The organism is Pseudarthrobacter raffinosi (assembly GCF_023913835.1).
GTDB classification, from domain to species: domain Bacteria; phylum Actinomycetota; class Actinomycetes; order Actinomycetales; family Micrococcaceae; genus Arthrobacter; species Arthrobacter raffinosi.
Map to the genome: position 1 here is coordinate 36,572 of NZ_JAMXBG010000001.1, position 26,030 is coordinate 62,601.

Consider the following 26,030-nt stretch of genomic DNA (forward strand, 5'->3'; position numbering starts at 1 on the left):
CTGCCAGCCGGTATTATTGAGCAGGAATAGTGCCGCAGCGCACCGGGAGGAACTGGTCATGGTGGCGGATTCGCCTAGCTCCATTAAGAATGAAGTGCTCGGCGAACGCTATCGGCTGGCGGACGTAATCGGCCGCGGCGGCATGTCATCCGTCTACCGCGCCCGGGACGAAAACCTCGGCAGGGATGTCGCTCTGAAGCTCTTCGCCCCACAGGCACCGGATGCCAATGAGCTCAGGCGCCAGGAAGCCGAAATCCAACTGCTGGCAACGCTCAACCATCCCAGCCTGGTCACGCTGTTCGATGCAGGCATCGATACCCGTGTCCTGGACGAACCTCGGCCGTTCCTGACCATGGAGCTCGTGGAGGGCCAGGACCTCCGCAGCCGGATCAGGCACAGTGCAGTTCCCTTGGACGAGCTTGCAGTCATCGGGGCAGGCGTAGCTGACGCGCTGGCCTACGTGCACAGCCTGGGCATCATCCACCGCGACATCAAGCCCGGGAACATCTTGCTCGTGAAGATCCGTCCGGGCGAACCTTTACGACCAAAACTCACGGATTTTGGCATCGCCAGGATGGCGGATTCAGCCCGGCTGACCGCCACGGGAACCATGGTGGGGACGGCCGCATATCTCAGTCCGGAGCAGGCCATGGGTTCTCCCCTGTCGCCCGCCACGGATATCTACTCGCTGGGTCTGGTACTGCTGGAATGCGTCAAGCAAACCGTTGAGTTCCCGGGCAGCGCCGTGGAATCCGCAGTGGCCAGGTTGCACCGGGCACCCGAGATCCCCGCTGACCTTCCGGCGGAGTGGGCTGATCTGATCCGTTCAATGACTGCCATCGAACCGCTGGAACGTCCCGTGGCGTCCGATGTTGAATCCGCTCTGCGTCAGGCCCTGGTGTCACCCGTGTCCGCACCGGGCGAGCTCGCGGCGGAGACAACCCGTGTACTCCCGGCCATGCCGTTCAGGCCGCCGTCCATCGCCATCACCGCGGAATCAGATCTGCCTGTAGTCCGGTCCAGCAAGGGCCAGTTGGACATCACCCGCGGTCCTGACGCGCGGGGCTGGGTCCCGGACTTGTCTCGTCTCCGCCACGCCGGAAGGCGGTTCTGGACGGTCACCGCACTGGGCATGCTCGCCGCTGGAGCAGCCGCGGCGGCGCTGACCTTGGGCCTGGCACCTCAGCCAACGCCCGACGTCGTTCCTTACCCCGCCGTCACCGGCACCTTGGGCGACCACCTCAAGGAACTTCAGGAGAGCGTGGAACCATGAGCCCTGCACCGAAGCACCGCGGGCGTTCGGCCACTGCCAAATGCCTGACAGCTGCAGCAGCATTTCTGCTCGCCGGTTCACTGGCAGCGTGCGGTCCGGCTGAGGCCAGCCTTCAACGTGATGCCGCCCGCCAACTCCAGGAACGAGTCCTCGGCGTCACCCAGGCCTCAGCGAATAATGACCCCGCTGGCGGATTGGCAGCTTTGGATAGCCTCGAGGCCGACCTCGCGTCCGCTGCGCGGACCGGGCAGGTTTCCGAGGAACGCCGGCGCAGCATCACGACGGCCGCCACTGCCGTCCGGGCAGACCTGACGGCGGCCAAGGCCGTAGCCGACGCCGCAGCAGCGAAGGCTGCGGAGGACGCGGCCGCAGCGCAAAGGCAGGCGGACGCCGATGCGGCCCAAAAAGCAGCCACCGCGCCGGTAGCTCCCGCGCCCACAGACGACAAGGGAAATAGAGGCAAAGGCAAGGACGACGACTGACGGGCAGACGGACGGCCCGTTGTGTATTAACTCACCCGTGCTTCATCCGCTCCCGTCGGCCATACGAGAAAGGCGGCGTCCCGGTTTCCCGGGGCGCCGCCTCCTAACGTTCGTTTCCGCTTAGTTCAGCGTCGCAATGACATTGTTCAGCGTGGCGGACGGACGCATCACGGCCGAGGCCTTGGCCTCGTCCGGACGGTAGTAACCGCCGACGTCCACCGCTGAGCCCTGCACCGCGGCCAGCTCGCCCACGATAGTGTCCTCGTTGGCGGAAAGCTCCTTGGCCACAGCCGCGAACGATGCCGCCAGCTCCGCATCCTCGGTCTGCTTGGCCAGTTCCTCAGCCCAGTAGCGGGCGAGGAAGTAGTGGCTGCCACGGTTGTCCAGTTCGCCCGCGCGGCGGCTCGGGGACTTGTTTTCCAGCAGGAAAGTTCCCGTCGCCTTGTCCAGGGTGTCTGCCAGGACCTGCGCGCGGGCGTTGTTCGTGGTGGTGGCCAGGTGCTCGAAGCTGACGGCCAGAGCGAGGAATTCGCCCAGGCTGTCCCAGCGCAGGTGGTTTTCGTTAAGCAGCTGCTGGACGTGTTTGGGGGCAGATCCGCCGGCGCCGGTCTCGAAGAGTCCGCCGCCGTTCATCAGCGGAACCACAGAAAGCATCTTGGCACTGGTGCCCAGTTCCAGGATGGGGAACAGGTCCGTGAGGTAGTCGCGGAGCACGTTGCCGGAGACGGAGATGGTGTCCTCGCCCTTGCGGATGCGTTCCAGGGTGAAGGCCGTTGCCTTCTCCGGGGACATGATTTCGATCTGGAGGCCCTCGGTGTCGTGGTCCTTGAGGTACTCGCGCACCTTGGCGATGAGGTTGCGGTCGTGGGCGCGGGTCTCGTCCAGCCAGAAGACGGCGGGCGTCTTGGAAGCGCGGGCGCGGGTGACGGCGAGCTTGACCCAGTCGCGGATGGGGGCGTCCTTGGCCTGGCAGGCGCGCCAGATGTCACCGGGAGCAACTTCGTGTTCGATCAGCACGGCGCCGGAACCGTCAACGATCTGTACCGTGCCGGCTTCCTGGATCTCGAACGTCTTGTCGTGGCTGCCGTATTCCTCGGCGGCCTGGGCCATGAGGCCTACGTTCGGGACTGTGCCCATGGTGGTGGGGTCGAAGGCGCCATGGGCGCGGCAGTCGTCCAAAACAACCTGGTAGATGCCGGCGTAGGAGCTGTCCGGAAGGACCGCCAGAGTGTCGGCTTCCTTGCCGTCCGGGCCCCACATGTGGCCGGAGGAACGGATCATGGCGGGCATGGATGCGTCCACGATGATGTCGGAGGGCACATTGAGGCTGGTGATGCCCTTGTCCGAGTCCACCATGGCCAGTGCCGGGCCGTCGTCGAGGCCCTTCTGGATCAGTGCCTTCACGCCTTCACGGACGTCCTCCGGCAGCTCCTCGAGGCCGCTCAGGATGGCGGCCAGGCCGTTGTTGGGGCTCAGGCCGGCGGCCTTGAGCTGCTTGCCGTAGGTCTCGAACAGTTCGGAGAAGTAGGCCTTCACCACGTGGCCGAAGATGATGGGGTCCGAGACCTTCATCATGGTGGCCTTCAGGTGCGCTGAGAACAGGACGCCCTCTTCCTTGGCGCGGACTACCTGGGCTGCCAGGAACTCGTCCAGTGCTGCGGCGCGCATAACAGTGCCGTCGATGACTTCGCCGGCCAGCACGGGGAAGGCCTTCTTCAGGACCTTGACCGAGCCGTCTTCGCGGACTAGCTGGATGGCGATGGTGCCGTCGGACTCGATGACCACGGACTTCTCGTTCGCGCGGAAGTCGTCAGCCGTCATGTATGCAACGTTGGTCTTCGAATCCGCGGACCAGGCACCCATGGAGTGCGGGTTCTGGCGGGCGTAGTTCTTGACGGACAGCGGTGCACGGCGGTCCGAGTTTCCCTCGCGCAGGACCGGGTTCACAGCGGAGCCCTTGATCTTGTCGTAGCGGGAGCGGACGGCCGTTTCCTCGTCCGAGGAGGGGTTGTCCGGGTAATCCGGCAGGTTGTAGCCCTGGCCCTGAAGCTCGGCGACGGCGGCCTTCAGCTGCGGGATGGAAGCGCTGATGTTGGGCAGTTTGATGATGTTGGCTTCCGGCGTCTTTGCCAGCTCACCCAGTTCAGCAAGGGCGTCGCCGATCTGCTGTTCCGGGGTGAGGTAGTCACCGAACACGGAGATGATGCGGCCTGCGAGCGAAATGTCACGGGTCTCCACCTCCACACCTGCGGTCGAAGCAAATGCTTCGATGATCGGCAAGAACGAATACGTAGCCAGCATCGGCGCTTCGTCGGTGTGGGTATAGATAATCTTGGACATGCGCGGGCGTCTCCCTGGAGGTCGGCTGATTTTTTGGAAATTTTGTTCTATTTCACCACCCCCTAACTTACCTGAGGACACGGCTTTGAACCGTACCGGGGCGGCCGGACGGTCCCGCATTACAGCGGATTGGGGCATGCAATAACGCCCGACGGCGGTGCGCACCCGGGGCGGCCAGCCGCCGTAGCGCTTTACCTCCGGGAGCCACCGGCGCAGGTAAGGATCCGGTCAGCGCCGCTTGTGGGGAATATCACTGGGCCAGAGCTGCACGTATTTGGTGTCCTGACGGCGCAGCTCCTCCGTCGCCGTAAACGAATGGATAGGGTCGACGTCGCGCAATTGCACGGCTGCGGCGTAGGCCTCAATTTCCGGCGAAGCGCCCTGGGCGCTCCCTTCGGCTGCAAAATGCCGGCCATGTACGGCCGACTTCTTGGCGGACTTCCAGAAAGCAATCACGATGGGGCCCCAATTCGCATAGAGTCCGGAGCCCAGATCGGACGTGCCACTGTATAGGAGAAAAATACCCTTCGGCAACGGTTTTGACCAGAGCGGCACACTAGTTCCAGCGAATCCAGGACACGTTTGCGGACCATACTTTTGGCGTCACTACTATTTACAAATTTGTCATGTCTCGATAGGTTACATGGGTCACGCGGCTGGCTCTCCCGGGCACGCCTTCACACGTTTAGACAGGACGATAATGACGCGTACCAGGTCCTTGGCTGCCACCCTCCTGAGCCTTTCGGCGGCTGCCGTCCTGGCGCTGGTTGGCGCCGGAAGTGCCCATGCTGCCTCGTCGTCGAGCGATAAAGCAGCTCCTTCGGTGGCCAGCGCAATCGTAGACAGCACTGGGGCGGCGGACTACTGGACGTCAGACCGCATGCGCGCCGCGATTCCCGGTGATGTCCTGGCCGGCAAGGCGCTGGAACGCGGTAAATCATCCAGTGCGGCCAGTGTGCTGAAGGGACCCAAAACCAAGGTGGCGGGCACCACGGGAAAGCCCTCACTCGCTCAGCCTGCGAACCCGGTAGCCCACATCGGCAAGGTGTTCTTCACCCTTGGCGGCGCGAACTACGTCTGTTCCGGAAACGCCGTTGCGGCGACGAACAAGAGCACCGTGGCCACCGCCGGGCACTGCGTCAGTGATGGCCCCAACTCGCATGCCACTAACTTCGTCTTTGTACCGGCCTACGAGAATGGCGCCAGGCCTTACGGTACCTGGACAGCCAAGGCGCTTTACACCACGGCCCAGTGGGAGGGCTCCGGGGACATCAGCTACGACACCGGCTTTGCGGTCATGAATCAGCTTGGCCGCGCGTTCCTGACCGACGTCGTCGGGGGCTCCGGCGTGGCATTCAATGAAGACCGCGGCCTTCAGTACACCTCCTACGGCTACCCTGCCGCCAAGCCCTTCAGCGGCGAACGGCTCTGGAGCTGCACTGGCACGGCCACCAAAGACACCAACAACCCGCAGTTCAATACCCAGGGCATCCCATGCGACATGAACGGTGGCTCTTCCGGTGGCCCGTGGTTCATCGGCAGCGGCCCCGACGGCTTCCAGAACTCCGTCAACAGTTACGGCTATAGCCAGAAACCCGTGATGTACGGCCCGTACTGGGGCGCGGCCATCCAGGAGACCTATGTCCGTGCCGCACGAGCTTAGGAAATCCTCACCTGTCGCGGAATCCGGGAGCAGATCCGTCAGCCACAGCGAATCGGACCAGACCCACGGGGAGATCCTCGAGTACTGGACCAAACCGCGAATGGCCGATGCCAAGCCCCGGGAGCTTCGGCTTCCGGAAGGGGGTCCGCGCCTCATGCAGCGGGGCGCGGACCCGGCACCACGTCCTTCCTAGCTGCCCGTTAAGGCCCGACGGCGCCTGTCCCCTCAGCGGGGACAGGCGCCGTCGACGTTTAGCCGCTTAGTGGAAGAAGTGGCGGGCACCCGTGAAGTACATGGTGATGCCGGCCGCGCTGGCCGCGGCGACCACTTCCTCATCCCGGACGGAACCGCCCGGCTGGACCACGGCGCGGACGCCGGCGTCGATCAGGATCTGCAGGCCGTCAGCGAACGGGAAGAACGCGTCGGAGGCTGCGACGGCGCCGCGGGCACGCTCGGGTGCAACGCTCGCCTCCGTCGTCGACGGACCAGCCGCGCCGCCAGCACCTTCGACGTCGGACTCCACCGAAACGCCCAGCGTGTTGGCACGCTCGACGGCCAGGCGGCAGGAGTCCAGCCGGTTGACCTGGCCCATGCCGATGCCCACGGCTGCGCCGTGATCGGCGATCAGGATGGCATTGGATTTGGCGGCACGGCAGGCAGTCCAGGCGAAGGCGAGGTCCGCGAGCGTCTTTTCGTCAGCGGCTTCGCCGGCGGCGAGGGTCCAGTTGGCGGGGTTGTCGCCGTCGGCGTCCACCTTGTCGCTCATCTGTACCAGGACACCGCCGGAAACCTGGCGCATTTCTGCCGGGTAGCGGTCGTAGCCTTCGGGCAGGGCCAGCAGGCGGATGTTCTTCTTCTTGGCGAGGATCTCCACGGCTTCCGGCTCGAAGTCCGGGGCAATGACAACCTCGGTGAAGATGCCGGCAACGGTCTGCGCCATGGCGGCGGTGACCGTGCGGTTGGCAGCGATGACGCCGCCGAAAGCGGAGACGGGGTCGCAGGCGTGGGCCTTGGCGTGGGCGTCGGCGATCGGGTCTGCAGCATCAGCGGAACCAACGGCGACACCGCACGGGTTGGCGTGCTTGATGATGGCGACGGCGGGCTCGGCGAAGTCGAACGCGGCACGGAGGGCGGCGTCGGCGTCGACAAAGTTGTTGTAGCTCATGGCCTTGCCGTGCAGCTGGTCCGCCTGCGCGATTCCGGCCGGGGCGGCCTTGTCCACGTAGAGCGCGGCCTGCTGGTGCGGGTTTTCGCCGTAGCGGAGAACCTCGGAGCGCTCCAGCGAGAGGCCGGCGTAGGCAGGCCAGTCGATGACGCCGTCGCCGTCTTCATCCAGGAACTGGCTGGCAGTCCAGGTGGCCACGGCGTTGTCATAGGACGCGGTGTGGGCGAACGCCTTGGCGGCCAGCCGCCGTCGGGTCTTCAGGTCAAAGCCGCCCTCAGCGGCGGCGGTGACCACGGAGCCGTAGTACGTGGGGTCCACAACAATGGCGACGGCGGCGTGGTTCTTCGCTGCCGAACGGACCATGGCGGGGCCGCCGATGTCGATCTGTTCAACGACATCGTCCTGCGCGGCGCCGGACTTCACGGTCTCAACGAACGGGTAGAGGTTCACCACCACCAGGTCGAAGGTTTCAATTTCCATGCCGGCGAGGGTTTCCATGTGCGCGGGGACGCGGCGGTCCGCCAGGATGCCGCCGTGGACGCGCGGGTGCAGCGTCTTGACGCGGCCGTCCAGCATTTCCGGAGACCCTGTGACTTCTTCGACTTCCTGCACCGGGATACCGGCCGCGGCGATCTTCTTGGCCGTGGAACCGGTGGAGACGATCTTCACGCCGGCTGCGTGCAGGCCCTTGGCGAGATCCTCCAGACCGGTCTTGTCGTAGACCGAGATCAGCGCCCGGCGGATGGGAACACGGTCGATGGATACACGGTCAGGCTGCGTGACGCTCACAAAAAGTCTCCGTCTGATCTCGCGGAACAGTGCCGCGGTTGGTGGGGATGGGCCCAGTTTATCGTGTTGTGCGGTTTGCCCCGCTTGCCGGCGGCAGTGTGAACGTCAGTGGGCACGGTTAGAGTTTTCACAGGAGGCTGCGATGAATACTTACACCACTGTGCCCAGCGGCGAACAAGTGGTCCAGGAACTGCCCTGGCGTTGGAAAGTCCAGGGCAGGATCTTCGTGATCGGCGGCCTCGGCTTTATGTTCGATGCCTGGGACGTGACGCTTAATGGCATCCTCATCCCGCTGCTCTCGACGCACTGGGCCCTGGCTCCCGGCGAGGTGGCCTGGGTGGGTACGTCCAACCTGATCGGCATGGCCCTGGGCGCGTTTGTGTGGGGAACCATCGCGGACACGATCGGGCGGAAGAAGGCGTTTACGGCCACGCTGCTGATCTTCTCGCTCTTCACGGTCCTGGGCGCCTTCTCCCCCGACTTCATCTGGTTCTGCGCGTTCCGCTTTATGGCCGGCTTCGGTCTGGGCGGCTGCATTCCCGTGGACTACGCGCTGGTGGGTGAGTTCACACCACGCAAGCAGCGCGGGAAGGTCCTCACCGCGATGGACGGCTGGTGGCCGGTGGGCGCGGCCCTTGCCGGTTTTGTGTCCGCCGGCCTCGTGGCGGTGTTCGGCGACTGGCGGCTGACCATGCTGGTGATGGTGCTGCCTGCGCTCCTGGTGTTCTGGGTCCGGCGCAGCGTTCCGGAGTCGCCGCTGTTCCTCATCCGCAAGGGGCGCCGCGAGGAAGCTGCCAAGGTCATCGACGACCTCGTGGCGGCAACCGGCGCCGAACCCCGCGCCTACAGCCTGCCCGACGCGCAGGAAGTTCCGCGGCTCTCCGCCGGCAGCGCGTGGCACCAGCTGCGGCTGGTGTGGCAGTTCAACTGGAAGATCACGGCCACGGCCTGGGCCCTGTTCTTCAGCATCCTGCTGGTCTACTACCTGTCCCTGACGTGGATGCCGCGGATCCTGATCGGCGCTGGTTTCGCCGAGTACAAGGCGTTTGTGACCACGGCGTCCATGGCCGCGGTTGGGCTCTTGGGTGTGGTTGTGGCCGCGCTGCTGGTGGAGCGTGTGGGCCGCAAATGGATCCTGGCCATCACCGGCCCGTTGTCCGCGCTGACCCTGGTGATCGTGGCGATTGTGGTCGACATCCCCACGGCGGCGGTGTTCTGGCTGCTGGTGTTCGGATTTGTGGTGCAGATAGCGATTCCGGTGCTCTACGCCTATGTGTCTGAGCTGTACCCCACCGAGCTCCGCGGCACGGGTTTCGGCTGGGCGTCAACATTTTCGCGGCTGGGGGCTGGTTTTGGGCCCCTGATATTTGCGAACTACTTCTGGCCCGAGCTCGGCCTGGCCACGTCCTTCGCCCTGGCCGGCGGGCTGGTGCTGGTGGCCGTCCTGTGGATGGCGTTCTTCTCCCCCGAAACCAAGCAGCGCCGCCTCGAGTAGCCCCCGGCGTCGCCCCACCCAACTAAGTAGCGCTAACTGTCGTTTTGAGCGCTCAGAACGACAGTTAGCGCTACTTAGTTGGGCGACCAGCCGCGGTTCATCAGCGCTGAGCGGACTTTGGCGACGGCGGCCCGGGCTTCGTTCTCCATGTGCCGTTTCGAGATCCGGACCAGCAACCACCCCGCCCTGGCAAAGTCCTCTTCGCGGGCAATGTCACGGACGATCTGCGCCGTCTCGGAATGGCCTTCGCCGTCGTACTCCACTGCAACTTTTTGTTCCGGGTAGGCGAGATCCGGTTGACGTACGACGCCGGCGCCCAGTAACACGGGAACGTTCAGTCGCGGTTCTGGCAGCCCGCGGTTCTCCAGGGCCAGCCTAAGTTTGGTTTCCGGGGCAGAGTCGGACCCGATCCGGGCCTGCTCAAGGGCAAGGCGCGCCTTTTGAATGCCGGGCGTTCCTTTGTGCCGGTCGAGCATTTCCGCCAGGTCCGCCGGCGTGGCATAAGGCTCGGATCTGCCCTCGAAATCAGGCCTGGGAATCCTCAGCATGTGATCGGCAACCACAGTTAGCTCGTCAATGCTCATCTTCCGGGCGCAATCCAGCCACGTCCGCGCCCGGGACGTGATCAACAGGCCGTTGAGGGTGACAATTTCGTCGGCAAAGAACTGACCCCTGTGACCTTTCACCCCTGGTCGGCGCATGATGGCTACCGTGTCCGGGCGCGAGATATGAATCAGTGGATCATCGCTCCCCGGCAGGAACCCGGGGAATTGCCACAGCAAGAACGCAGAGGCGTGCGAAGCTGCCGCGAACTCCGTGACCTGGGTGTACGGCCGAATGTTGGGCGCCAGGCCGTACACGGCCACGTCGTCCGCCCTTGGCACCCGGACTCCACGGGTGGGCCGCCCCAGACCTTGGTGACGTAACTGCCGTTCGGTGATCCCGGCGTCGGCCGCTTCTTTCAAGGTGAACGGCAGCACAGCCAGCGGCTCCGGCAGAGAACGGGGGACTTTCATGTGCCCATGTTGGCAGCCCCGCGAAAACGCCGCTGAAGTTATCCACAGGTTCCTGCCCACCTGCCAAACTAAGTAGCGCTATCTGTCGTTTTGGCGGTCAAAACGACAGATAGCGCTACTTAGTTGGGGGAGGGTTGGGGTTGTTGGGGTTAGGAAGCGGCGGCGAGGGCTGCCAGGGTGTTGACGAGGAGGCGGCGCTCCACCACCTTGATGCGTTCGTGCAGGGATTCCTCGGTGTCGCCCGGTTCAATCGTGACCGCTTCCTGGGCGATGATGGGCCCGGTGTCCACACCGGCGTCGGCCCAGTGCACCGTGCAGCCGGTGACCTTCACGCCGTAGGCCATGGCATCGCGGACGCCGTGAGCGCCGGGGAAGGCGGGCAGCAGGGCCGGGTGGGTGTTGAGGTACTTGCCGTGGAATGCAGCGATGAAGTCGGCGCTGACAATGCGCATAAAGCCGGAGGAGACCACCACGTCCGGGGCGTAGGACGCCACGCGGGCGGTCAGCGCGGCATCCCATTCGTCGCGGGTGGGGAAGGAGTTGAAGTTGACCACAAACGTCTCCAGCCCGGCTTCCGAGGATCGTTCGACGCCGTAGGTCCCCTCCCGGTCGGCACCCACCGCGGCGATTTCCACGTCCAGCTCCCCTGCCTTGACGGCGTCGATGACTGACTGGAGATTGGACCCGGTGCCGGAAACGAGGACTACGATGCGCATGGGTCTAGCTTATGGGCACGCTCGCGTAGGCTGGAAAACATGAACAACACCCCGGAACCGGCTGGCCAGCAACGGACCAAACAGCCGCTCAGCGACGCCGCCAAGGACTCGCTCACCAAAACCCGCAACCTGTTCCGAATCTTCATTGTCACCGTGCTGGGCGCCTTCTTCGTCTACCAGCTCGACGTCAGCTACCTCTGGCTCACCGGCATCCTGACCGCCGCGAGCTTTGTGCTGGGTATCCTTCTGCTGGTCCGGTCGGCTCGGCTCAAGGAGTCCAAGCTGGTCCTGTTCGGCACCATCTCGGGGCTGGTGGTCTCCCTGATCATCCTGCTGGTCATCCTGGCCACGGCGCTGTTTTTCCGCCAGGTCCAGGACTTCCAGACTTGCTCACGCGAGGCCCTCACTGACCAGGCGCTCTCCAATTGCCGGGTCCAGTTGGAAAGCTCGCTGCCGGGTCTCCGGTAGCAGCCACGCCAGCAACAGCCACGCCAGCAACAGCCACGAAAGTCAGCGGGCCAGTTCCGCTTCCTCATCCACGTGCTGCTGGCGTTCCAGCCACGGTCCGGCTGCGTAACCGATCACTACGCCGATGCCCACCTCTGCGGCAATCCAGAGTCCCATCCACAAGGGGTCGGGTCCGATGGCCGTGAGGCGGCCCAGCCCGGCCGAGCCGCGGGCCAGCCAGGCCAGGCCCGCGGCCAGCAGCCCGGACACAACGCCCACCAGCGCGCCGAGGGCAAGGGTGGACACCGTGGCCGTGAACCAGCGCGCGTCAATCTTGATGGAGAGCCACTCGTCGAAGTGGTTTTCGCCTTCGCGCAGGAACCACCAGCCGGCCAGGATCCCCGCCAGAACGGGCAGCACCAGCGCCATGAACCCGTAGTCCAGCGGACCCGAAGGGATAGCGGCGAAGACCGGGATGGACGGCAGCGGCCCGGTGGCTGTACCAAGCGGCCCCACCTGCGAGCCCACGCCCAGGGCGAGGCCCGAGCCCGAGACCCAGGCCAGCGCAAAAACCACAAGGTTGGGCAGATACCCAAGCTGCGCGATGGTGAGGGCGGCACCCCCTACCGCGCCGGCGTCGAGCGCTTCATAGACAGCAATCACCAGGTTCCAGTGGATAAAAAGGTCCACGGCCAGGAGCACACCGGCGAGCGCAAACGCCGCTAGAAGGGCCACACAGCCCGCCTTCGCCGCGGAGCCCAGATAGGAGCCGGCCCAGCGGGAATGCTGGCTGGTGCGCGAGATCCAGTCGACGGCGTCGACGCCGATCAGCCGGCTCCATGAGCCTGCCTCGCGGCGGGCACCGATCACCATGCCGAGGGCGAACGGGATGAGCGGGATGAGCATTGCCAACCAGATGTTAATGACGACGTCGGCCGTGCGGCACACAAAGCCGGTGGCAGCGCCGAACGCCGAGTAGACCACCCAGGACCCGAGCAGCGCCTGCCACAGCTGGTCCGTATAGGAGGCCCGGGCCAGGCGCCGCCCCGCACGCCAGGCGAGCAAAAACGGGATCAGGGTCAGGCCGAGGGGCACCAGGGTCAGCAGGCCGGAGCCTGGACTGCCGGCCGCACCAGCCTCGCCGGAGACCACGGCGAGCTGCAGCGGCACCCCGTGAATCAGCAGCCAGCCTTGGCCGGCGAGTCGGGCCAGGGCATCAAAGGCGGTGTTCTGGAAGCCCGCGGTGGCCCACACGGCCACAATGGGAACCACCGCCAGGAGCGCGGAGATGATGGCAGCCTGCGCCGTTTCGAGGCCTCCCTGCAGCCACAAGGGCATGGGAAGGCCTCGGTCTCCGGTCTGATCAGCGCGCAGTTTCATCGTGTCCCATGGTGTCACGGCCGGGGCTTCGGACCGGGCTTCGACAGGCTCATTCTCCATGCGAGACGCGCCTCACCAGAGTTTGTAGTCCGCCGCGCTGATCGTGAACCCGTGACCGGTCCGGAGGTGGGCGCAGGCCATCCGGCCCGGCTCCCGCGAGCACACGATGTTGCGCTGCCTGTCCTTGTTCACCGACTGCCCCATCACCGGCCGGCGGGGCCCGTGGCAGGCGAAGAACCGGACGACGACGGCGGGACGGCCGCCGCCGGTGATGGCGCCGTCGTCGGGCGTTCAGAGTGTCGGGGCGCCTCGTCCGGGTCGCTCATGACGCTGGGCAGATGTCCCCATCCGGGCCTGATTCGGCGCTTTTTCCGCGGGTCCGCCGTAAGATTGGAATGTCCGCAATCAGTGGTTGGAGGCAGAAAAAATGACTACCGCATCCCCACATGCACACGTTCATTTTGGGCGCGCAGACGTCCAGAATGCGGGCATGGGAGTAGGTATCCTGTTGTTGGTGGTGGGTGCCCTGGGCTTTATCCCCGGCGTCACCACCCAGTACAGCGAATTGATGTTCCTGGGACCTGATTCCCATGCAATGTTCCTTGGGCTGTTCCAGGTGTCCATGCTGCTCAATATTGTGCAGCTGGTCATTGGCGCAACGGGCTGGGCGATGTCCCGGACCGAACACGGCGCACGGAACTTCCTCATCGGAGCAGGCGCGCTGTACATCATCCTCAGCATTTTCGGGCTCAGTGTCGGCGTTGACTCGGCGGCCAACTTCCTGTCGTTCAACATGGCTGACAACTGGACCCACCTGGTGCTGGGCGTAGCGATGGTAGCTGCTGGCTGGCTGTTCTCCAGGAACATGTCCGGCGAGAGGAAATAGCCCGGAAATGACAGGCCGGGATACAGGAGCCGCGAATGAGAAATGATCAATAAGTTCTGAATTTTCGTCCTACTCGCCGGTGCAGTTGCCGCGTTCCGCGAACAGCTGCACCGGCTTCTTTGTGGGCTTCTTAGCGGCCGACGGCGGCGCGTGGCCACGTTCTGATCGCGTGGCAACTTAGTGCCCCGCAATGGGTCCAGCGCGAACGGTCACTTGTTGCCCGCCGTGGCGCGAACCGGCAGGTAATACCCTCAAAACTCGGTTTTGACGGTATTACCTGCAAGTTCGCGCTTGGAAGTCAGGGCCCCCAAGTGTCCGTTCGCGCCAAAGGCGGCACGGGCCATGGAGCCTGCAACAATGGCCCCATGAGCGCCATCATCCTGGGCTGGGACCCGGCCGGCTGGAACCGCTGGAACTACGCGGCTGTTACTGAACACGTCGCCGTGACAGGGCTGCACCTGGAGCCTTGGAGCGTGGGCCAGAGCGTTGCCCCCGGCACCGGCGTGTGGCTGCTCCTGCTGGGAGCGCACGGCCCCGGCCTGATCGGCCATGGCGTTGTCCTGTCGGGGCAGCCCGGGCACCCGGATCAAGCGGCCACGTCGTCGGGCCAGCCTGAGTTCACCGCGCAGGTGGCGTTCGATGCGCTCCTGCCGCTGGGCGACCACGTGCCTGCGGCGGTCCTCGACGCAGCGGTGCCCGGCGTCGTCTGGGACAGCGCCGAAACCGGGGGCATGGCGCTGGAGTCCGGCGACGAAGCCGCGGTCCTTGCGCTCTGGGCCACTCACGGACCGGCACAAGGACCCGACCCAACCCAACCTGTGCCCGGCACATACCCCGAGACCGCCGTCGTGCGCGTCGCCGCCAACCGCTACGAGCGTGACCCCGAGGCCCGGCGGGCGTGTATCGCGCACCGCGGCAACAGCTGCGCGGCTTGCGGGTTCTCCTTCGAACTGGCGTACGGGGAGCTCGGCAAGGACTTCATCGACGTCCACCATGTGGTGCCGGCGGCCCAACTCGGCGGCGGCTACCAGCTGGATCCGCTCACGGATCTGGTTCCGCTCTGTGCCAATTGCCATGGCATGGCCCACCACGGAGTCAGCACGCCGCGCACGCAGGCCGAGCTGCGGCAAATCATGGCCACCGCCGGATACCTCCGCGGAACCACCGTTGCCCCTGAGGAGATTGAGGCCCAGCGCGTTGCCCGCGAGATCCTCGGCAAATAGGAGCCTGGCCGGTCGAGATCCAGCCTGTTGAAACCCCCACGCAACAGCCCGCGCCCTGGACTCTTGGGCGGGCGCCAACCAGACTGTCTACAACAGCTGGCCGGCTGGCCGGAATTGGAGACACGCAATACCGGCAGGGACTGAGCAGCTGCCATTATTGGGGCTTTCCTGGGAGGCCTGTTCCGCACGCGCGAAAGGACCTCGTCATGCCGGATCTGTCAGCATTCTTCCCGCTTCTTGCCGCGATTATCGGGGCAATGCTGGTGGTCGGCTTTGTCTGGGGGGCCATCAAACTGATGTGGAAAGTGGCGGAGCCCAATGAGGCCCTGATCATCTCCGGCCTGACCCGCGGAACCCTGGAAACCCGGGCCGGGATGGACTTCAAGATTGTCACCGGAAAGGGCGCCCTGGTATTTCCGGGCCTGCAGACCGTCCGCACGCTTTCCCTGACGCTGAATGAAACGGAGCTTAAGGTTTCCTGCGTGACCTGGCAGGGCATCCAGGTGATTGTGGAAGGCGTGGTAATTTACAAAATCGGTGACGCCCCGCCGTTTATCGCAAATGCGGCCAGGCGTTTCCTGGGCCAGCAGCCCAAAATGGAAAGCCAGGTCTACAACGTCTTTGAGGGCCACCTGCGGTCCATCATCGGAAGCATGACCGTTGAAGAGATCATCCGCGAACGGGACAAGATGGGGTCCCAGGTCCGCAGCGCCAGCGGAGTGGAAATGGAGAAGCTGGGGCTGGTGGTGGATTCGCTGCAGATCAAGGACCTGCAGGACCCCACGGGGTACATCCAGAACATCGCCAAGCCCCACATCGCCCAGGTCAAAATGGAGGCCCGGATCGCGGAGGCCACGCGGAACCGTGAGGCGGCCGAGAAGGAGGCCGAGGCGGCTGCAATGATCGCGGACGCGCAGAGCGTTTCGGCCATCCGGCAGTCGGTGGCGCAGGCGAACGCCGAGCGGGCCAAAGCCGAGGCCGCCCAGGCGGGACCGCTGGCGGATGCGACCGCGCGGCAGCACGTCGTCGTTCAGGAAACGGAAGTGGCCAAGCTTGAGGCGGACCGGGAGGAGCAGAAGCTCCAGACCACGGTCCGGAAGCCCGCCGACGCCAGGGCGTATGCCAAGCGCACAGACGCGGAGGGCCAGAAAGCGGCGGACATCAGCGCCGCCGAAGCGCTGGCCCGCCGCACGGAACTTGAGGCCCAGGCCAACGCCCGCCGGACGGAGCTGCAGGCCCAGGCGAACGCCACTGCCGCGGCGGCCGCGGCCGGAGCCACGAAGGTACCGGCGAGGCCGAAGCCGCTGCCACCAGGGCCCGCGGTGACGCCGCGGCCTCCGCCATCAAGGCCAAGGCGCTGGCCGAGGAAGACGGCATCAAGGCGCGGGCCGAAGCACTCGGGACCAACCAGGACGCCGTCATTTCGCAGCAGCTGGCCGAAAACATGCCGGCCATCATCGCCGCAGCGGCCGAGCCTTTCTCCCACGTGGGCCAGATGACCGTGCTGAACGGCGGCGAGGGCGTCAACAAGATGCTGGGCGGCATCCTGGCTCAGTGGGTGACTACCTTCCTGCCTTGTCCTCGGCACTGAAGAACAGCCGGGAAGGCAAGCGCCCCGCGAAAGGCCCCGATGCATAGAAACGTTGACCGGAGCCTTACCGGCAAGATCGGCCGCGTGACCGGGCGCATTGGGCCCGGAACCCTCGGCGAGGTCATGCTGCCCTACCTGGGCGGCACCAACGCGTTCCACGCCCACCCATTCGACAAGACGAGCATCTTCGCGGTGGGCGACGAAGTGCTGGTCATCTACTTCGAGCCGCCGCAAACGGTCTATGTGGACGAACTCCCGGACGTGCTGCGGCACGGCGAAGGCGGCTGACCCCAAGCGCTGATCTGTTAACCCAACCTTTCCCTCTACTCAACCCAGGTGACCCCGCCCCGACAGGCGACGCGCCCACCGTGGAGGGGTGAGGATCGCAATTGTTGCCGAGTCATTCCTGCCGCTGATGAACGGAGTGACCCACTCCATCCTGAGGGTGCTTGAACACCTGGAGGACCAGGGCCACGACGTCCTGGTCATCGCCCCTTCCACCTATGCTGTCTCCGAGTTCGTGGGACCGGCCGAGGTGGTTCACGGCGCGACGGTGCACCGGGTTCCCGCGGTTCCGCTGGCCGGCTACACCAACGTTCGAGTGGCGATGGGCGGTGTGTACCGGGTCAAGCGAATCCTTGCCGACTACGCACCCGACGTTGTCCACCTCGCATCGCCGTTTATCCTCGGGTGGCGGGCAGTGCAGGCCGCGCATCAGTTGGGGATCCCCACCATAGCCATCTACCAGACCGAGGTTCCCAGCTACGCCGCCCGCTATGGTGTGCCGTTCCTGGAGAACTGGGCATGGAACCGGGTGGAGAACATCCACCTGCTGGCCACCCGCACCCTGGTGCCGTCCACCTTCGCGCTGAACCAGTTGCGCGGCCGCGGGATTCCGCGGGTGGGCATGTGGCGGCGCGGTGTGGATACCGCGCGGTTTTCGCCGGAAAAGCGCGACGCCGGGTGGCGGGCAAGGGTTGCCCCCGGCGGTGAGCGGATCATCGGCTACGTCGGCCGGCTGGCCATCGAAAAACAGGTGGAGGACCTCGCCGCGCTCGCCAACGTCCCGAACACCAAGCTGGTGATTGTGGGCGACGGACCCCAAAAGTCCGCCCTGCAGGAAGCCCTGCCGGACGCGGTGTTCACCGGGTTCCTCGGCGGTGAGGAGCTGGCGAAGGCGGTGGCGTCCTTCGACCTTTTTGTCCATCCCGGCGAGTTCGAGACGTTCTGCCAGACCATCCAGGAGGCCATGGCATCGGGGGTGCCGGTGGTGGCCACGGGCCGCGGCGGGCCTCTGGACCTGGTGGAAAACTCCCGTACGGGCTGGCTGTACCAGCCCGGCGACCTGGCCGGTTTCCGGGCCCGGGTGATGGACCTGATGGGCGACGACGCCAAGCGCCGCGCGTTCGCCAGGACAGCGCACGCCTCGGTACAGCCGCGGACGTGGCCGGTGCTCAGCGCCGAGCTGGTGCGTCAGTACCAATCAGTAATCGCCGGAGAACCGTTGGCTGAAACCGTCGAAACCAAGAGCCGCCGCCCGGTGGTTGAGCCTGCCCAAACCAAAAGTGGAGCGTCCCTGTGAAAATATCGGTGATCGGCTGCGGCTACCTCGGCGCCGTGCACGCCGCCACGCTCGCGTCCATGGGCCACACCGTGGTGGGCATCGACGTGGACGCCACCAAAGTGGACCAGCTGGGCCGTGGCCAGGCCCCCTTCTTCGAACCCGGCCTGGACGAACTGCTCCGCGACGGACGCAGCACCGGCCGCCTCACGTTCTCCACCGACGTCGCCGCTGCCGCCGGCGCCCAGGTCCACTTCCTGTGCGTCGGGACGCCGCAGTCCAAGACGTCCGACGGCGCCGACCTCACCTTCCTCGTTTCCGCCACCGAGGCGCTGCTCCCGCACCTGGCGAGGGGCGCCGTCGTCGTCGGTAAATCAACCGTGCCCGTGGGCACGGTGGACATGCTCCAGGGCGTCCTCGCGGGGCGGCCGGACGTGCAGGTGGGGTGGAACCCGGAGTTCCTGCGGCAGGGCACAGCGGTGAAGGACTCGCTGGTCCCGGACCGGCTGGTCTACGGTGTGGCGGGCGGACGCGCCGCGGCCTTCAACCCCAAGACCGGGGCGCCGCGTGCCGTGACGGCCGCGCTGGATGCCGTTTATGAGCCGCTGCTGAACGCCGGGATTCCGCGCCTGGTGTGCAACTTTGCCACGGCTGAACTGATCAAGTCGGCCGCCAACGCGTTCCTGGCCACTAAGGTCAGCTTCATCAACGCCATTTCCGAACTGTGCGACGCGTCCGGCGCGGACGTGGCCGAACTCAGCGAGGCCATGGGCATGGACCCGAGAATCGGCAACCGCTACATGCATGCCGGGCTGGGCTTCGGCGGCGGGTGCCTGCCCAAGGACATCCGCAGCCTTCGCAGCCAGGCCGCCTCTCTGGGCGTGGATCCGGTGAACGACTGGATGGGTGTGGTGGATGCCATCAACGTCCGCCAGCGGACCCGGACTGTGTCGCTTGCCGCGGAACTGTGCGGGGGCGGGCTCGCCGGACGCGCGATCACCATCCTCGGAGCCTCCTTCAAGCCCGAGACCGATGACATCCGCGACTCCCCCGCCCTGGACGTCGCGGCCCGGCTGGCAGCCGCCGGCGCACACGTGACAGTGACCGATCCCAAGGCCGTGAACCACGCCTGGCTGCGGTATCCGCAACTGCGGTTCGAGACCCCGGCAACACGGGCCTTGGAGGGTGCGGAGCTGGTGCTCCTCCTCACTGAGTGGGACGAGTACCTGCGCCTGAGCCCTGCCGCTGCGGGCGCTTTGGTGCGGCGGCGGATGATCCTGGACGCCAGGAACGTGCTCGACGCCGCTGCCTGGCAGGCGGAAGGCTGGGTGGTCCGCGGGCTGGGTAGGCCTGCGGGGGCGGCTCCCATCACATTGCCGACGCGGGCCTGACAGAAGTGCGTAACTCTTAGCCGGATTCGCGCACCGCGCACCAGCAGAAGCGCCAATTCCCGGACCTCCAATTCCGGCGGCCGCGCGAAGGTCACGCATTTTCGCTCCACGATCCGCACGTGCACTTTATGATGTCCTTGGGGGTGGTAACGCATGGGGGGATCCAGGCGCTGTCCATGAACGTCTCGGGGGTCCAGCTGCAGGAACTCGACTTTGCCGAGAAAGTCCTGGACCTTTCGGAATCGTGCGGCGTGGGCATTTACCAGCTGGTTTTCGAGGTAACCGAGAGCGTGTTCTTCGACGCCGACTGCAACGTGATCGAACAGCTCAGCCGGTTGCGGGAGGCCGGTGCCCGGGTGGCGCTGGACGATTTCGGTACGGGCTACTCCTCGCTGGGACGGCTGCAGGAGCTGCCGGTGGACATCGTCAAAATCGACAAGACGTTTGTCTCCATGATTCGCACCGGCACGGAACGCCTGCCCATCCTGAACTCCATGATCAATATGGCGCACAGCCTGGGACTGACCGTCACAGCAGAAGGCATCGAAACCGACGAGCAGGCGAATTACCTCATCGCACTCGAATGCGATTCGCTGCAGGGCTACCTGTTCTCGCACCCGGAACCGGCCGACCGCTTCGAGCACGCGCTGAAGAACGCCGGACATGCGCTCTATGCGTTGGCGAGCCGCTCCGGCCCAGGCTAAGCATCTTTGCCAAATGGGAATCCGGGCACGCGTCCGGCAAGGCGAGGACAATGGATCTATGGACGTCGTTGTCATCGAAACCCGCCCGCTCGGGGACCGCAGCTACCTGGTCCACGACGGCGAGGTGGCGCTGGTCATCGATCCGCAGCGGGACATGGACCGGGTGGAGGCTGCGGCGGCGGCAGCCAACGTCCGGATCACCCATGTTGCCGAAACCCACCTGCACAACGACTACCTCAGTGGCGGCCTCATCCTCGCCCGTGCGCACGGTGCCCTGTACCTGGTGAGCGCAAACGACGACGTCGCGTTTGAACGCACGCCAATAGCCGACGGCGGCACGGTCCATGTGGGCCGGCTCACCGTGAAGGCGGTGGCCACGCCCGGCTACACCCACCACCACCTCAGCTACGTTGTCAGCGACGGCGAGGAGCAGGCCGTGTTCTCGGGCGGAAGCTTGCTCTACGGGTCAGTGGGCCGGACTGATTTGGTCAGCGACGAGGACACCGAACAGCTCACCCACGACCAGTACTCCTCGGTCCGCCGCCTGGCCGCCGGGGCCAATCCGGACGCTGCCCTGTACCCCACGCACGGGTTCGGCTCGTTCTGCTCGTCGGGGCCGGCGTCGAGCGCCCGATGGTCCACCATCGCCGAGCAGCAGGAAACCAACCACGCGTTCACCGACGCCGATGAGGACCACTTTGTGCAGGAGCTCATCAACAACCTGACCGCCTACCCGTCCTACTACGCGCACATGGCCCCGGCGAACCGGCAGGGGCCAGGCCCGGCGGACCTCACCTTGCCCGAATCACTGGACGCAACAGAGCTCTCGCGCCGGCTCGCGGACGGCGAATGGGTGGTTGACCTGCGCCACCGGGTGGCGTTCGCCAGCAGCCACCTCCAGGGCTCGGTGAGCTTCGAGTACGGCCGCGGCTCCAGTTTCACCGCCTACCTGGGCTGGGTCCTGCCGTGGAACCAGCAGCTCACCTTGGTCGGTGCAGAGGACGACGTCGAAAAGGCCATCCGGACCTCTGCCGCATCGGCATCGACTCCCCCGACGCCGCCCTCGGAGCGGAGCCGTCGGCACTCGCGCCTGGCACCGCCGTCGTGCACTATCCGCGTGTGGGCTGGGAAGATCTGCTGCACGGGCGAAGCGCCGGGGACGTGGTGCTCGATGTCCGCCGGACGGAAGAGTACGACGCCGGCCACGTCGCCGGGGCGGTGAACATCCCGCTGCATGAGCTGCTGACGCGGATGGCCGAGATTCCGGCGGGCACGGTGTGGGTGCACTGCGCCACCGGATACCGCTCCGGGGTGGCTGCAAGCCTGTTGCAGCGCGCGGGCCGGCGGGTAGTTCATGTGGACGCGAAGTACGGTCCTTCTTGAGTTGTGAGGGATAGCATAAGGATGCGTCTCCGCCCAGGTCTCGGGCGGGCCCAGGTCTCGGTTTTTTGTGGGTGACGGGCGCACCTATGGGGAAGGATCCGCGTGTCTCAGACCGGTCTTCTGAATCAACGTCCCGCCATCGGCAAGAGAATGGCCATCTGGGGTTGGCTCATAGTGTTTTCTGCCGTGGTGCTGGGCGTGCTCGGACTGTTTCTTGCTGCCAACAGCGGCACTCCGGCGGCGATGGTGGCGGGCGACTTCGCCATCCTCGTGGCCGCCGCGCTGGCAGGTCGCAGCTGCGCCCGGGCCGCTCGCCGCGGTGGGGTGAACGCGCGCGCATGGACCCTGATGTCGGTGGCCGCCTATGTCTGGGCCGCCGGCCAGGCGGTCTGGACCTACTTCGGGCTCGCCAACAACCACGTGTACCCGTTCCCCTCCCTGGCCGATGCCCTGTTCCTCGCGCATTCGGTGCCGGCCGCCGTCGCGCTTTTCAGCTTTAAGCGCCCAGGCGGCACCACCCGCGTGGGACTGCTCCGGCCAGTGCTGGACGCAGCGGTCATCGCAGGCTCGGTCCTGGCGATCAGCTGGTACGTGACGCTGGGCCCGGCCCTCAGCGCCGAGGGCAACCTCCTGACCCGGCTCACCACCATGGCCTACCCTGTGGTGGACGTGATCATCACGTCGCTGGTGCTGGTCCTGGGGATGCGCCGGCAGCCCGGCGAACGGCTGCCTTGGCTGTGCTTCGGCGGCGGCCTGCTGGTCCTCACTGTCACGGACAGCAGCTACGTGCGGTTGACGTCCGACGGCGTCACGGGAGTCACCGGTTCACCGCTCGCCTTGGGCTGGATTATCGCCTTCCTCCTGATTGCGCTGGCACCGCTGGTCCCCTATGCGGAAAACCCGCGGCCGGACCGCAGGGCGTTTGCGCTGGCCCTGGAGCTGCTCCCCTACGCACCCATCCTGGTGGCTGTGGTGGTGCTCGCGGCCCCGCATGTGCAGGAAATGAGTACTTTCCTCTTGGTGGTGGCAAGAGTCACCATGGCTCTCGTCCTGGTCCGCCAGGTGCTGATCGTCATCGAGAACCTGACCCTGACCACCGGGCTGGAGCAGGAAGTGGCGGCCAGGACGGCTGAGCTGGAGGGCTTGGGCGCGATCGTGAACTCCTCCACGGACGCCATCCTGAGCACCACGCCCGACGGCATCATCACCAGCTGGAACCCGGGAGCGCAGCACCAGTACGGCTACACGGCCGCGGAAGCGATCGGCCGGGACGCGCGTTTCCTCCTGCCGCCGGGCAGTACGGACGGCGGCGACGAGGTTTTCGAGCAGCTCCGCGACGGCGGCGAGGCCATGAGCTTCGAAACGGAGCACCTGCGCAAGGACGGCGCCATCATCCCCGTGTCCTTGACCATTTCCCCCATCCGTGAAGGAGCGACAGTCCGCGGGATCGCCGTTATCGCCAGGGACATCACGCTGCGCCGGGCCGCCGAACTGGAGCTGAAGGCGGCCAGGGAAGCGGCGCTGGAATCCAGCCGGCTCAAGTCCGAGTTCCTGGCCACCATGAGCCATGAAATCCGCACCCCCATGAACGGCGTAGTGGGGCTCACCGCACTGCTGCTTGAGACGACGCCTCTGGACCAGACGCAGAAGCAGTACGCCCAGGGCGTCAAAGGCGCCGGCGAGGCGCTGCTGTCCCTCATTAACGACATCCTGGACTTCTCCAAACTGGAAGCCGGCAAGGTTGACCTGGATATCCGCGCCTTCGATCCCCGCGTCCTCGTGGAGGAAGTGGCGGGCCTGCTGACCGAGCCCGCGCAGGCCAAAAACCTGGAGCTGATCGCCTACTGCGAACCGGACGTTCCGGCCAGGCTGCAGGGTGATTCCGGCCGGATCCGCCAGATCCTGCTCAACCTCGCCTCCAACGCCGTGAAGTTCACGGCGGCCGGTGAGGTGTCCATCCGGGTGACGACGGAGACGCCTGACGCGAAACCCGGGGCCACCGCCATGGTCTGCTTCGAGGTCCGCGATACGGGAATCGGGATCGACCCTTCGCACCACGCGCGGCTGTTCGAATCCTTCTCGCAGGCTGATGCTTCCACCACCCGGCGCTACGGCGGCACCGGGCTGGGCCTGGCCATCTGCAGCCGGCTCACTGAGGCCATGGACGGTGAGATCGGGCTCGAAAGCGTCCCGGAGGAGGGCAGCACGTTCTGGTTCCGCATCCCCGTGCCTGTGGCACCGCCGTCCACGGATCCCGTGCCGGCCGCCGGTTTCCTTACCGGGCTGCGCGTCCTGGTGGTGGACGACAACGCCACCAACCGTCTGGTGCTGGAATCCCAGCTGCGCGGCTGGAAGCTGCAGCCGGAGGCCGTGCCGGATGCCCGCGCCGCGCTGGCCCGCGCCCACGAAGCCGCAACGGCCGGAGTGCCCTTCCACCTGGCCGTACTGGACCTCTGCATGCCGGATACCGATGGCCTGGAGCTGGCCCGCGAACTCAAGGCCGACGCCGCTCTGGCGGACATCGAGCTGATCATGCTCACGTCCACCATGCAGGTCAACGCCGCCGAGATCGCCGACGCGGGAGTCCGCGAATGGCTCATGAAACCGGTCCGCAGCTCCGAGTTCTACAACCGCCTGATCCGGCTGATGTCCACGAGTGAACACCATGCCCCGGCGGCTTCTGGGTCCGGCCGGCCTTCCGACGCTGAGCCGTCGGCTGAGTCGTCCGGTTCGTCGCCCGAGTCCTCCCCGGAGTCGTCCGATGCGTCGTCGCCTGAGTCCTCCCTTCGGGGCGCATTGCGGGGCCGCATCCTGGTGGTGGAGGACAACGAGGTGAACCAGCTGGTGGCCCGCGCCACGGTGACCAAGTTCGGCTACGCGGTGGACGTGGTTGCCGACGGCGCCGAAGCCGTGGCCGCCACCGCCAGCACGCGGTACGCCGCCGTCCTGATGGACTGCCACATGCCGGTGATGGACGGGTTCGAGGCCACGCGCATCATCCGTCGGCGCGACGGCGGGGCCAGCCACCTTCCCATCATCGCCATGACCGCCGGCGCCCTGGACGGGGACCGGGAACGCTGCCTCGCCGCCGGCATGGACGATTACCTCTCCAAACCGGTGGATGCCGCCGAGCTTGAAGCCGCCCTGGCCCGCTGGGTCCCCGAGCAGGCCACGGAGCGTTCTGCGCCGCCGGAGCCGACGGCTCCTCAGCGGGAGGAGGCTCCCCAGCTGCTGGCCGTCACCGGTGGACGTCCGCCGGCGCTGGATGCGGACCGGCTGGCCATGCTGCGCGACCTCGGCCCCGAGGACGGCCTGGGCCTGCTGCCCGCAACGACGGAGGCGTTCCGGAAGGACGTTCCCGCGCGGCTCGCGGCACTGCGCGAAGCGGTGACCAACGGCGGCGGGCCGGCTCTGGCGCAGGCCGCGCACGCCCTGAAGGGTGCGGCGGCCAACATCGGAGCTACCGCCGTCGCAAGTCTGAGCGGCGAGCTGGAGGACATGGGACGCAGCGGAAAGCTCGACGGCGGCCGGCAGCTGGTCAGCCGGCTGGAAGCTGAGCTGGTGCGTGTGGACTTTGAACTCGATCTAGCGCTGGAGGTGGCACAGTGAAAGTCCTGGTGGCAGATGACGATCCGGGCTCGCTCCTGGTGGCCCGCGCCGCCGTCAAACGCTCCGGGCATGACTGCCTGACGGCGGCCGACGGTGACGAGGCGTGGGCCCTGTACCTGGAACACCAGCCCGATGTGGTGGTCACGGACTGGATGATGCCCGGGATGGACGGGCTGGCGCTGTGCCGGGCCATCCGGGCGCGCGAGGCGGACCTGTACACGTACATCGTGCTGCTGACGTCGCAAGGATCCCGGGACGATGTGCTCGCCGGGCTCGCAGCCGGGGCGGACGACTACGTCACCAAGCCGCTGGATCCGTTTGTCCTGCATGCCCGGCTGCTGGTGGCGCTCCGCGTGACCACGCTGCACGCTGATCTGGCCCATTACCGGAAGGTGCTCTCGCAGCAGGCGCGGACCGATCCACTGACCGGCCTCCACAACCGGCTCAAGCTCTCCGAGGACCTCGAGCAGCTGCATGCGCGCAGCCAGCGGTACACGGAGGGGTATTGCGTGGCCATGTGCGACGTGGACAACTTCAAGAGCTACAACGACATCTACGGGCACCAGGCAGGCGATCTCGCGCTGCGTGCCGTGGCGGGGGCGCTGGTGAGTGCGGCGCGGAAAACCGACGGCGTGTACCGGTACGGCGGCGAGGAGTTCCTGCTGGTCCTGCCGAACCAGTCACAGCTGAGCGCAAAGGCCTTTATGGAGCGGGCGCTGGATACCGTGCGCGAGCTGGAAATTGTCCACTCCGGGGATCCGCTGGGGCAGCTGACGCTGAGCGCCGGGATTTCCGCGTTCACGGCCGAGCACCGGGCAGACGCCGACACCCTCCTGGGTGAAGCCGACGCCGCCCTCTACACCGCGAAGGCGGCCGGCCGGAACCGGGTGGAGCTGGCGCTGTAGCGTTTAGCCTT

20 protein-coding genes and 2 pseudogenes are annotated in these 26,030 nt (G+C 66.1%); 16 read left to right on the forward strand and 6 right to left on the reverse strand.

The window, feature by feature from the left end:
• Window positions 1-58 precede the first annotated feature (58 nt).
• Complete coding sequence (locus NG697_RS00175; protein WP_252607896.1) at window positions 59-1,273, forward strand: serine/threonine-protein kinase; 1,215 nt, start codon at window positions 59-61, stop codon at window positions 1,271-1,273.
• Window positions 1,270-1,755 (forward strand): hypothetical protein, encoded by a 486-nt coding sequence (locus NG697_RS00180; protein ID WP_252601170.1) that lies wholly within the window; start codon window positions 1,270-1,272, stop codon window positions 1,753-1,755. The genes NG697_RS00175 and NG697_RS00180 overlap by 4 nt, the downstream gene beginning before the upstream one ends.
• 120 nt (window positions 1,756-1,875) lie before the next feature.
• On the opposite strand, the gene NG697_RS00185 is transcribed toward NG697_RS00180, so the two are convergent.
• Both NG697_RS00185 and NG697_RS00190 read right to left on the reverse strand, forming a co-directional pair.
• Window positions 1,876-4,095, reverse strand: a complete 2,220-nt coding sequence (locus tag NG697_RS00185; protein ID WP_252613087.1) for an NADP-dependent isocitrate dehydrogenase — start codon at window positions 4,093-4,095, stop codon at window positions 1,876-1,878.
• 228 nt (window positions 4,096-4,323) lie between these two features.
• Entirely contained in the window at window positions 4,324-4,650 is a 327-nt protein-coding gene (locus NG697_RS00190) for a hypothetical protein (RefSeq protein WP_252601175.1), read from the reverse strand.
• Between the two features lie 145 nt (window positions 4,651-4,795).
• Here NG697_RS00190 and NG697_RS00195 point away from each other — a divergent pair, with 145 nt between their 5' ends.
• Window positions 4,796-5,758: a trypsin-like serine peptidase gene (locus NG697_RS00195; protein ID WP_252601178.1), complete on the forward strand. Its 963-nt coding sequence runs from the start codon at window positions 4,796-4,798 to the stop codon at window positions 5,756-5,758.
• 259 nt (window positions 5,759-6,017) lie between these two features.
• On the opposite strand, the gene purH is transcribed toward NG697_RS00195, so the two are convergent.
• Entirely contained in the window at window positions 6,018-7,712 is a 1,695-nt protein-coding gene (purH, locus tag NG697_RS00200; RefSeq protein WP_252601181.1) for a bifunctional phosphoribosylaminoimidazolecarboxamide formyltransferase/IMP cyclohydrolase, read from the reverse strand.
• 142 nt (window positions 7,713-7,854) lie between these two features.
• On the opposite strand from purH, the gene NG697_RS00205 reads away from it, so the two are divergent.
• Window positions 7,855-9,207 (forward strand): MFS transporter, encoded by a 1,353-nt coding sequence (locus tag NG697_RS00205; RefSeq protein ID WP_252601184.1) that lies wholly within the window; start codon window positions 7,855-7,857, stop codon window positions 9,205-9,207.
• 74 nt (window positions 9,208-9,281) lie between these two features.
• Here the strand turns inward: NG697_RS00205 and NG697_RS00210 are convergent, their stop codons facing one another.
• A complete protein-coding gene (locus tag NG697_RS00210; protein ID WP_252601185.1) occupies window positions 9,282-10,223 on the reverse strand; it encodes a DUF559 domain-containing protein in 942 nt (313 codons plus the stop codon).
• Between the two features lie 149 nt (window positions 10,224-10,372).
• Window positions 10,373-10,939 (reverse strand): phosphoribosylglycinamide formyltransferase, encoded by a 567-nt coding sequence (gene purN, locus NG697_RS00215; RefSeq protein ID WP_252607779.1) that lies wholly within the window; start codon window positions 10,937-10,939, stop codon window positions 10,373-10,375.
• Between the two features lie 39 nt (window positions 10,940-10,978).
• Between purN and NG697_RS00220 the strand changes: the two genes are divergently transcribed.
• Complete coding sequence (locus NG697_RS00220) at window positions 10,979-11,407, forward strand: hypothetical protein (RefSeq protein ID WP_252613090.1); 429 nt, start codon at window positions 10,979-10,981, stop codon at window positions 11,405-11,407.
• A gap of 42 nt (window positions 11,408-11,449) precedes the next feature.
• Here the strand turns inward: NG697_RS00220 and NG697_RS00225 are convergent, their stop codons facing one another.
• A complete protein-coding gene (locus NG697_RS00225) occupies window positions 11,450-12,766 on the reverse strand; it encodes a cell division protein PerM (protein ID WP_252607895.1) in 1,317 nt (438 codons plus the stop codon).
• Window positions 12,767-13,193: 427 nt separating this feature from the next.
• On the opposite strand from NG697_RS00225, the gene NG697_RS00230 reads away from it, so the two are divergent.
• The 11 genes and pseudogenes from NG697_RS00230 to NG697_RS00280 all read left to right on the forward strand — a co-directional run bounded on the left by NG697_RS00230 (window position 13,194) and on the right by NG697_RS00280 (window position 26,019).
• Window positions 13,194-13,652, forward strand: coding sequence for a DUF4383 domain-containing protein (locus tag NG697_RS00230; protein WP_374209870.1), 459 nt, complete (start codon window positions 13,194-13,196; stop codon window positions 13,650-13,652).
• A 365-nt stretch (window positions 13,653-14,017) separates the two neighbouring features.
• The gene (locus NG697_RS00235; protein ID WP_252613095.1) at window positions 14,018-14,875 is read left to right on the forward strand and encodes an HNH endonuclease; all 858 of its coding nucleotides are present in this window, start codon (window positions 14,018-14,020) and stop codon (window positions 14,873-14,875) included.
• 296 nt (window positions 14,876-15,171) lie between these two features.
• Window positions 15,172-15,675, forward strand: a pseudogene (locus tag NG697_RS00240) (flotillin family protein); the annotation flags it as partial.
• A gap of 542 nt (window positions 15,676-16,217) precedes the next feature.
• Window positions 16,218-16,466, forward strand: a complete 249-nt coding sequence (locus NG697_RS00245) for a flotillin domain-containing protein (RefSeq protein WP_252613407.1) — start codon at window positions 16,218-16,220, stop codon at window positions 16,464-16,466.
• Window positions 16,467-16,505: 39 nt separating this feature from the next.
• On the forward strand, window positions 16,506-16,754 hold the full coding sequence (locus tag NG697_RS00250) for an NfeD C-terminal domain-containing protein (protein WP_252601198.1): 249 nt from the start codon (window positions 16,506-16,508) through the stop codon (window positions 16,752-16,754).
• An 88-nt stretch (window positions 16,755-16,842) separates the two neighbouring features.
• Window positions 16,843-18,048: a glycosyltransferase family 4 protein gene (locus NG697_RS00255; protein WP_252601201.1), complete on the forward strand. Its 1,206-nt coding sequence runs from the start codon at window positions 16,843-16,845 to the stop codon at window positions 18,046-18,048.
• A complete protein-coding gene (locus NG697_RS00260) occupies window positions 18,045-19,418 on the forward strand; it encodes a UDP-glucose dehydrogenase family protein (RefSeq protein ID WP_252601203.1) in 1,374 nt (457 codons plus the stop codon). Before NG697_RS00255 ends, NG697_RS00260 begins: the two co-directional genes overlap by 4 nt.
• A gap of 176 nt (window positions 19,419-19,594) precedes the next feature.
• Window positions 19,595-20,122 carry an EAL domain-containing protein gene (locus NG697_RS00265; RefSeq protein WP_308293065.1) on the forward strand — a complete coding sequence of 176 codons (528 nt, stop codon included), beginning with the start codon at window positions 19,595-19,597 and terminating at the stop codon, window positions 20,120-20,122.
• Between the two features lie 58 nt (window positions 20,123-20,180).
• Window positions 20,181-21,505, forward strand: a pseudogene (locus NG697_RS00270) (MBL fold metallo-hydrolase).
• 102 nt (window positions 21,506-21,607) lie between these two features.
• A complete protein-coding gene (locus NG697_RS00275) occupies window positions 21,608-25,114 on the forward strand; it encodes a response regulator (RefSeq protein ID WP_252613098.1) in 3,507 nt (1,168 codons plus the stop codon).
• Window positions 25,111-26,019, forward strand: a complete 909-nt coding sequence (locus tag NG697_RS00280) for a GGDEF domain-containing protein (RefSeq protein ID WP_252613101.1) — start codon at window positions 25,111-25,113, stop codon at window positions 26,017-26,019. The genes NG697_RS00275 and NG697_RS00280 overlap by 4 nt, the downstream gene beginning before the upstream one ends.
• The last annotated feature ends 11 nt before the right edge of the window (window positions 26,020-26,030 follow it).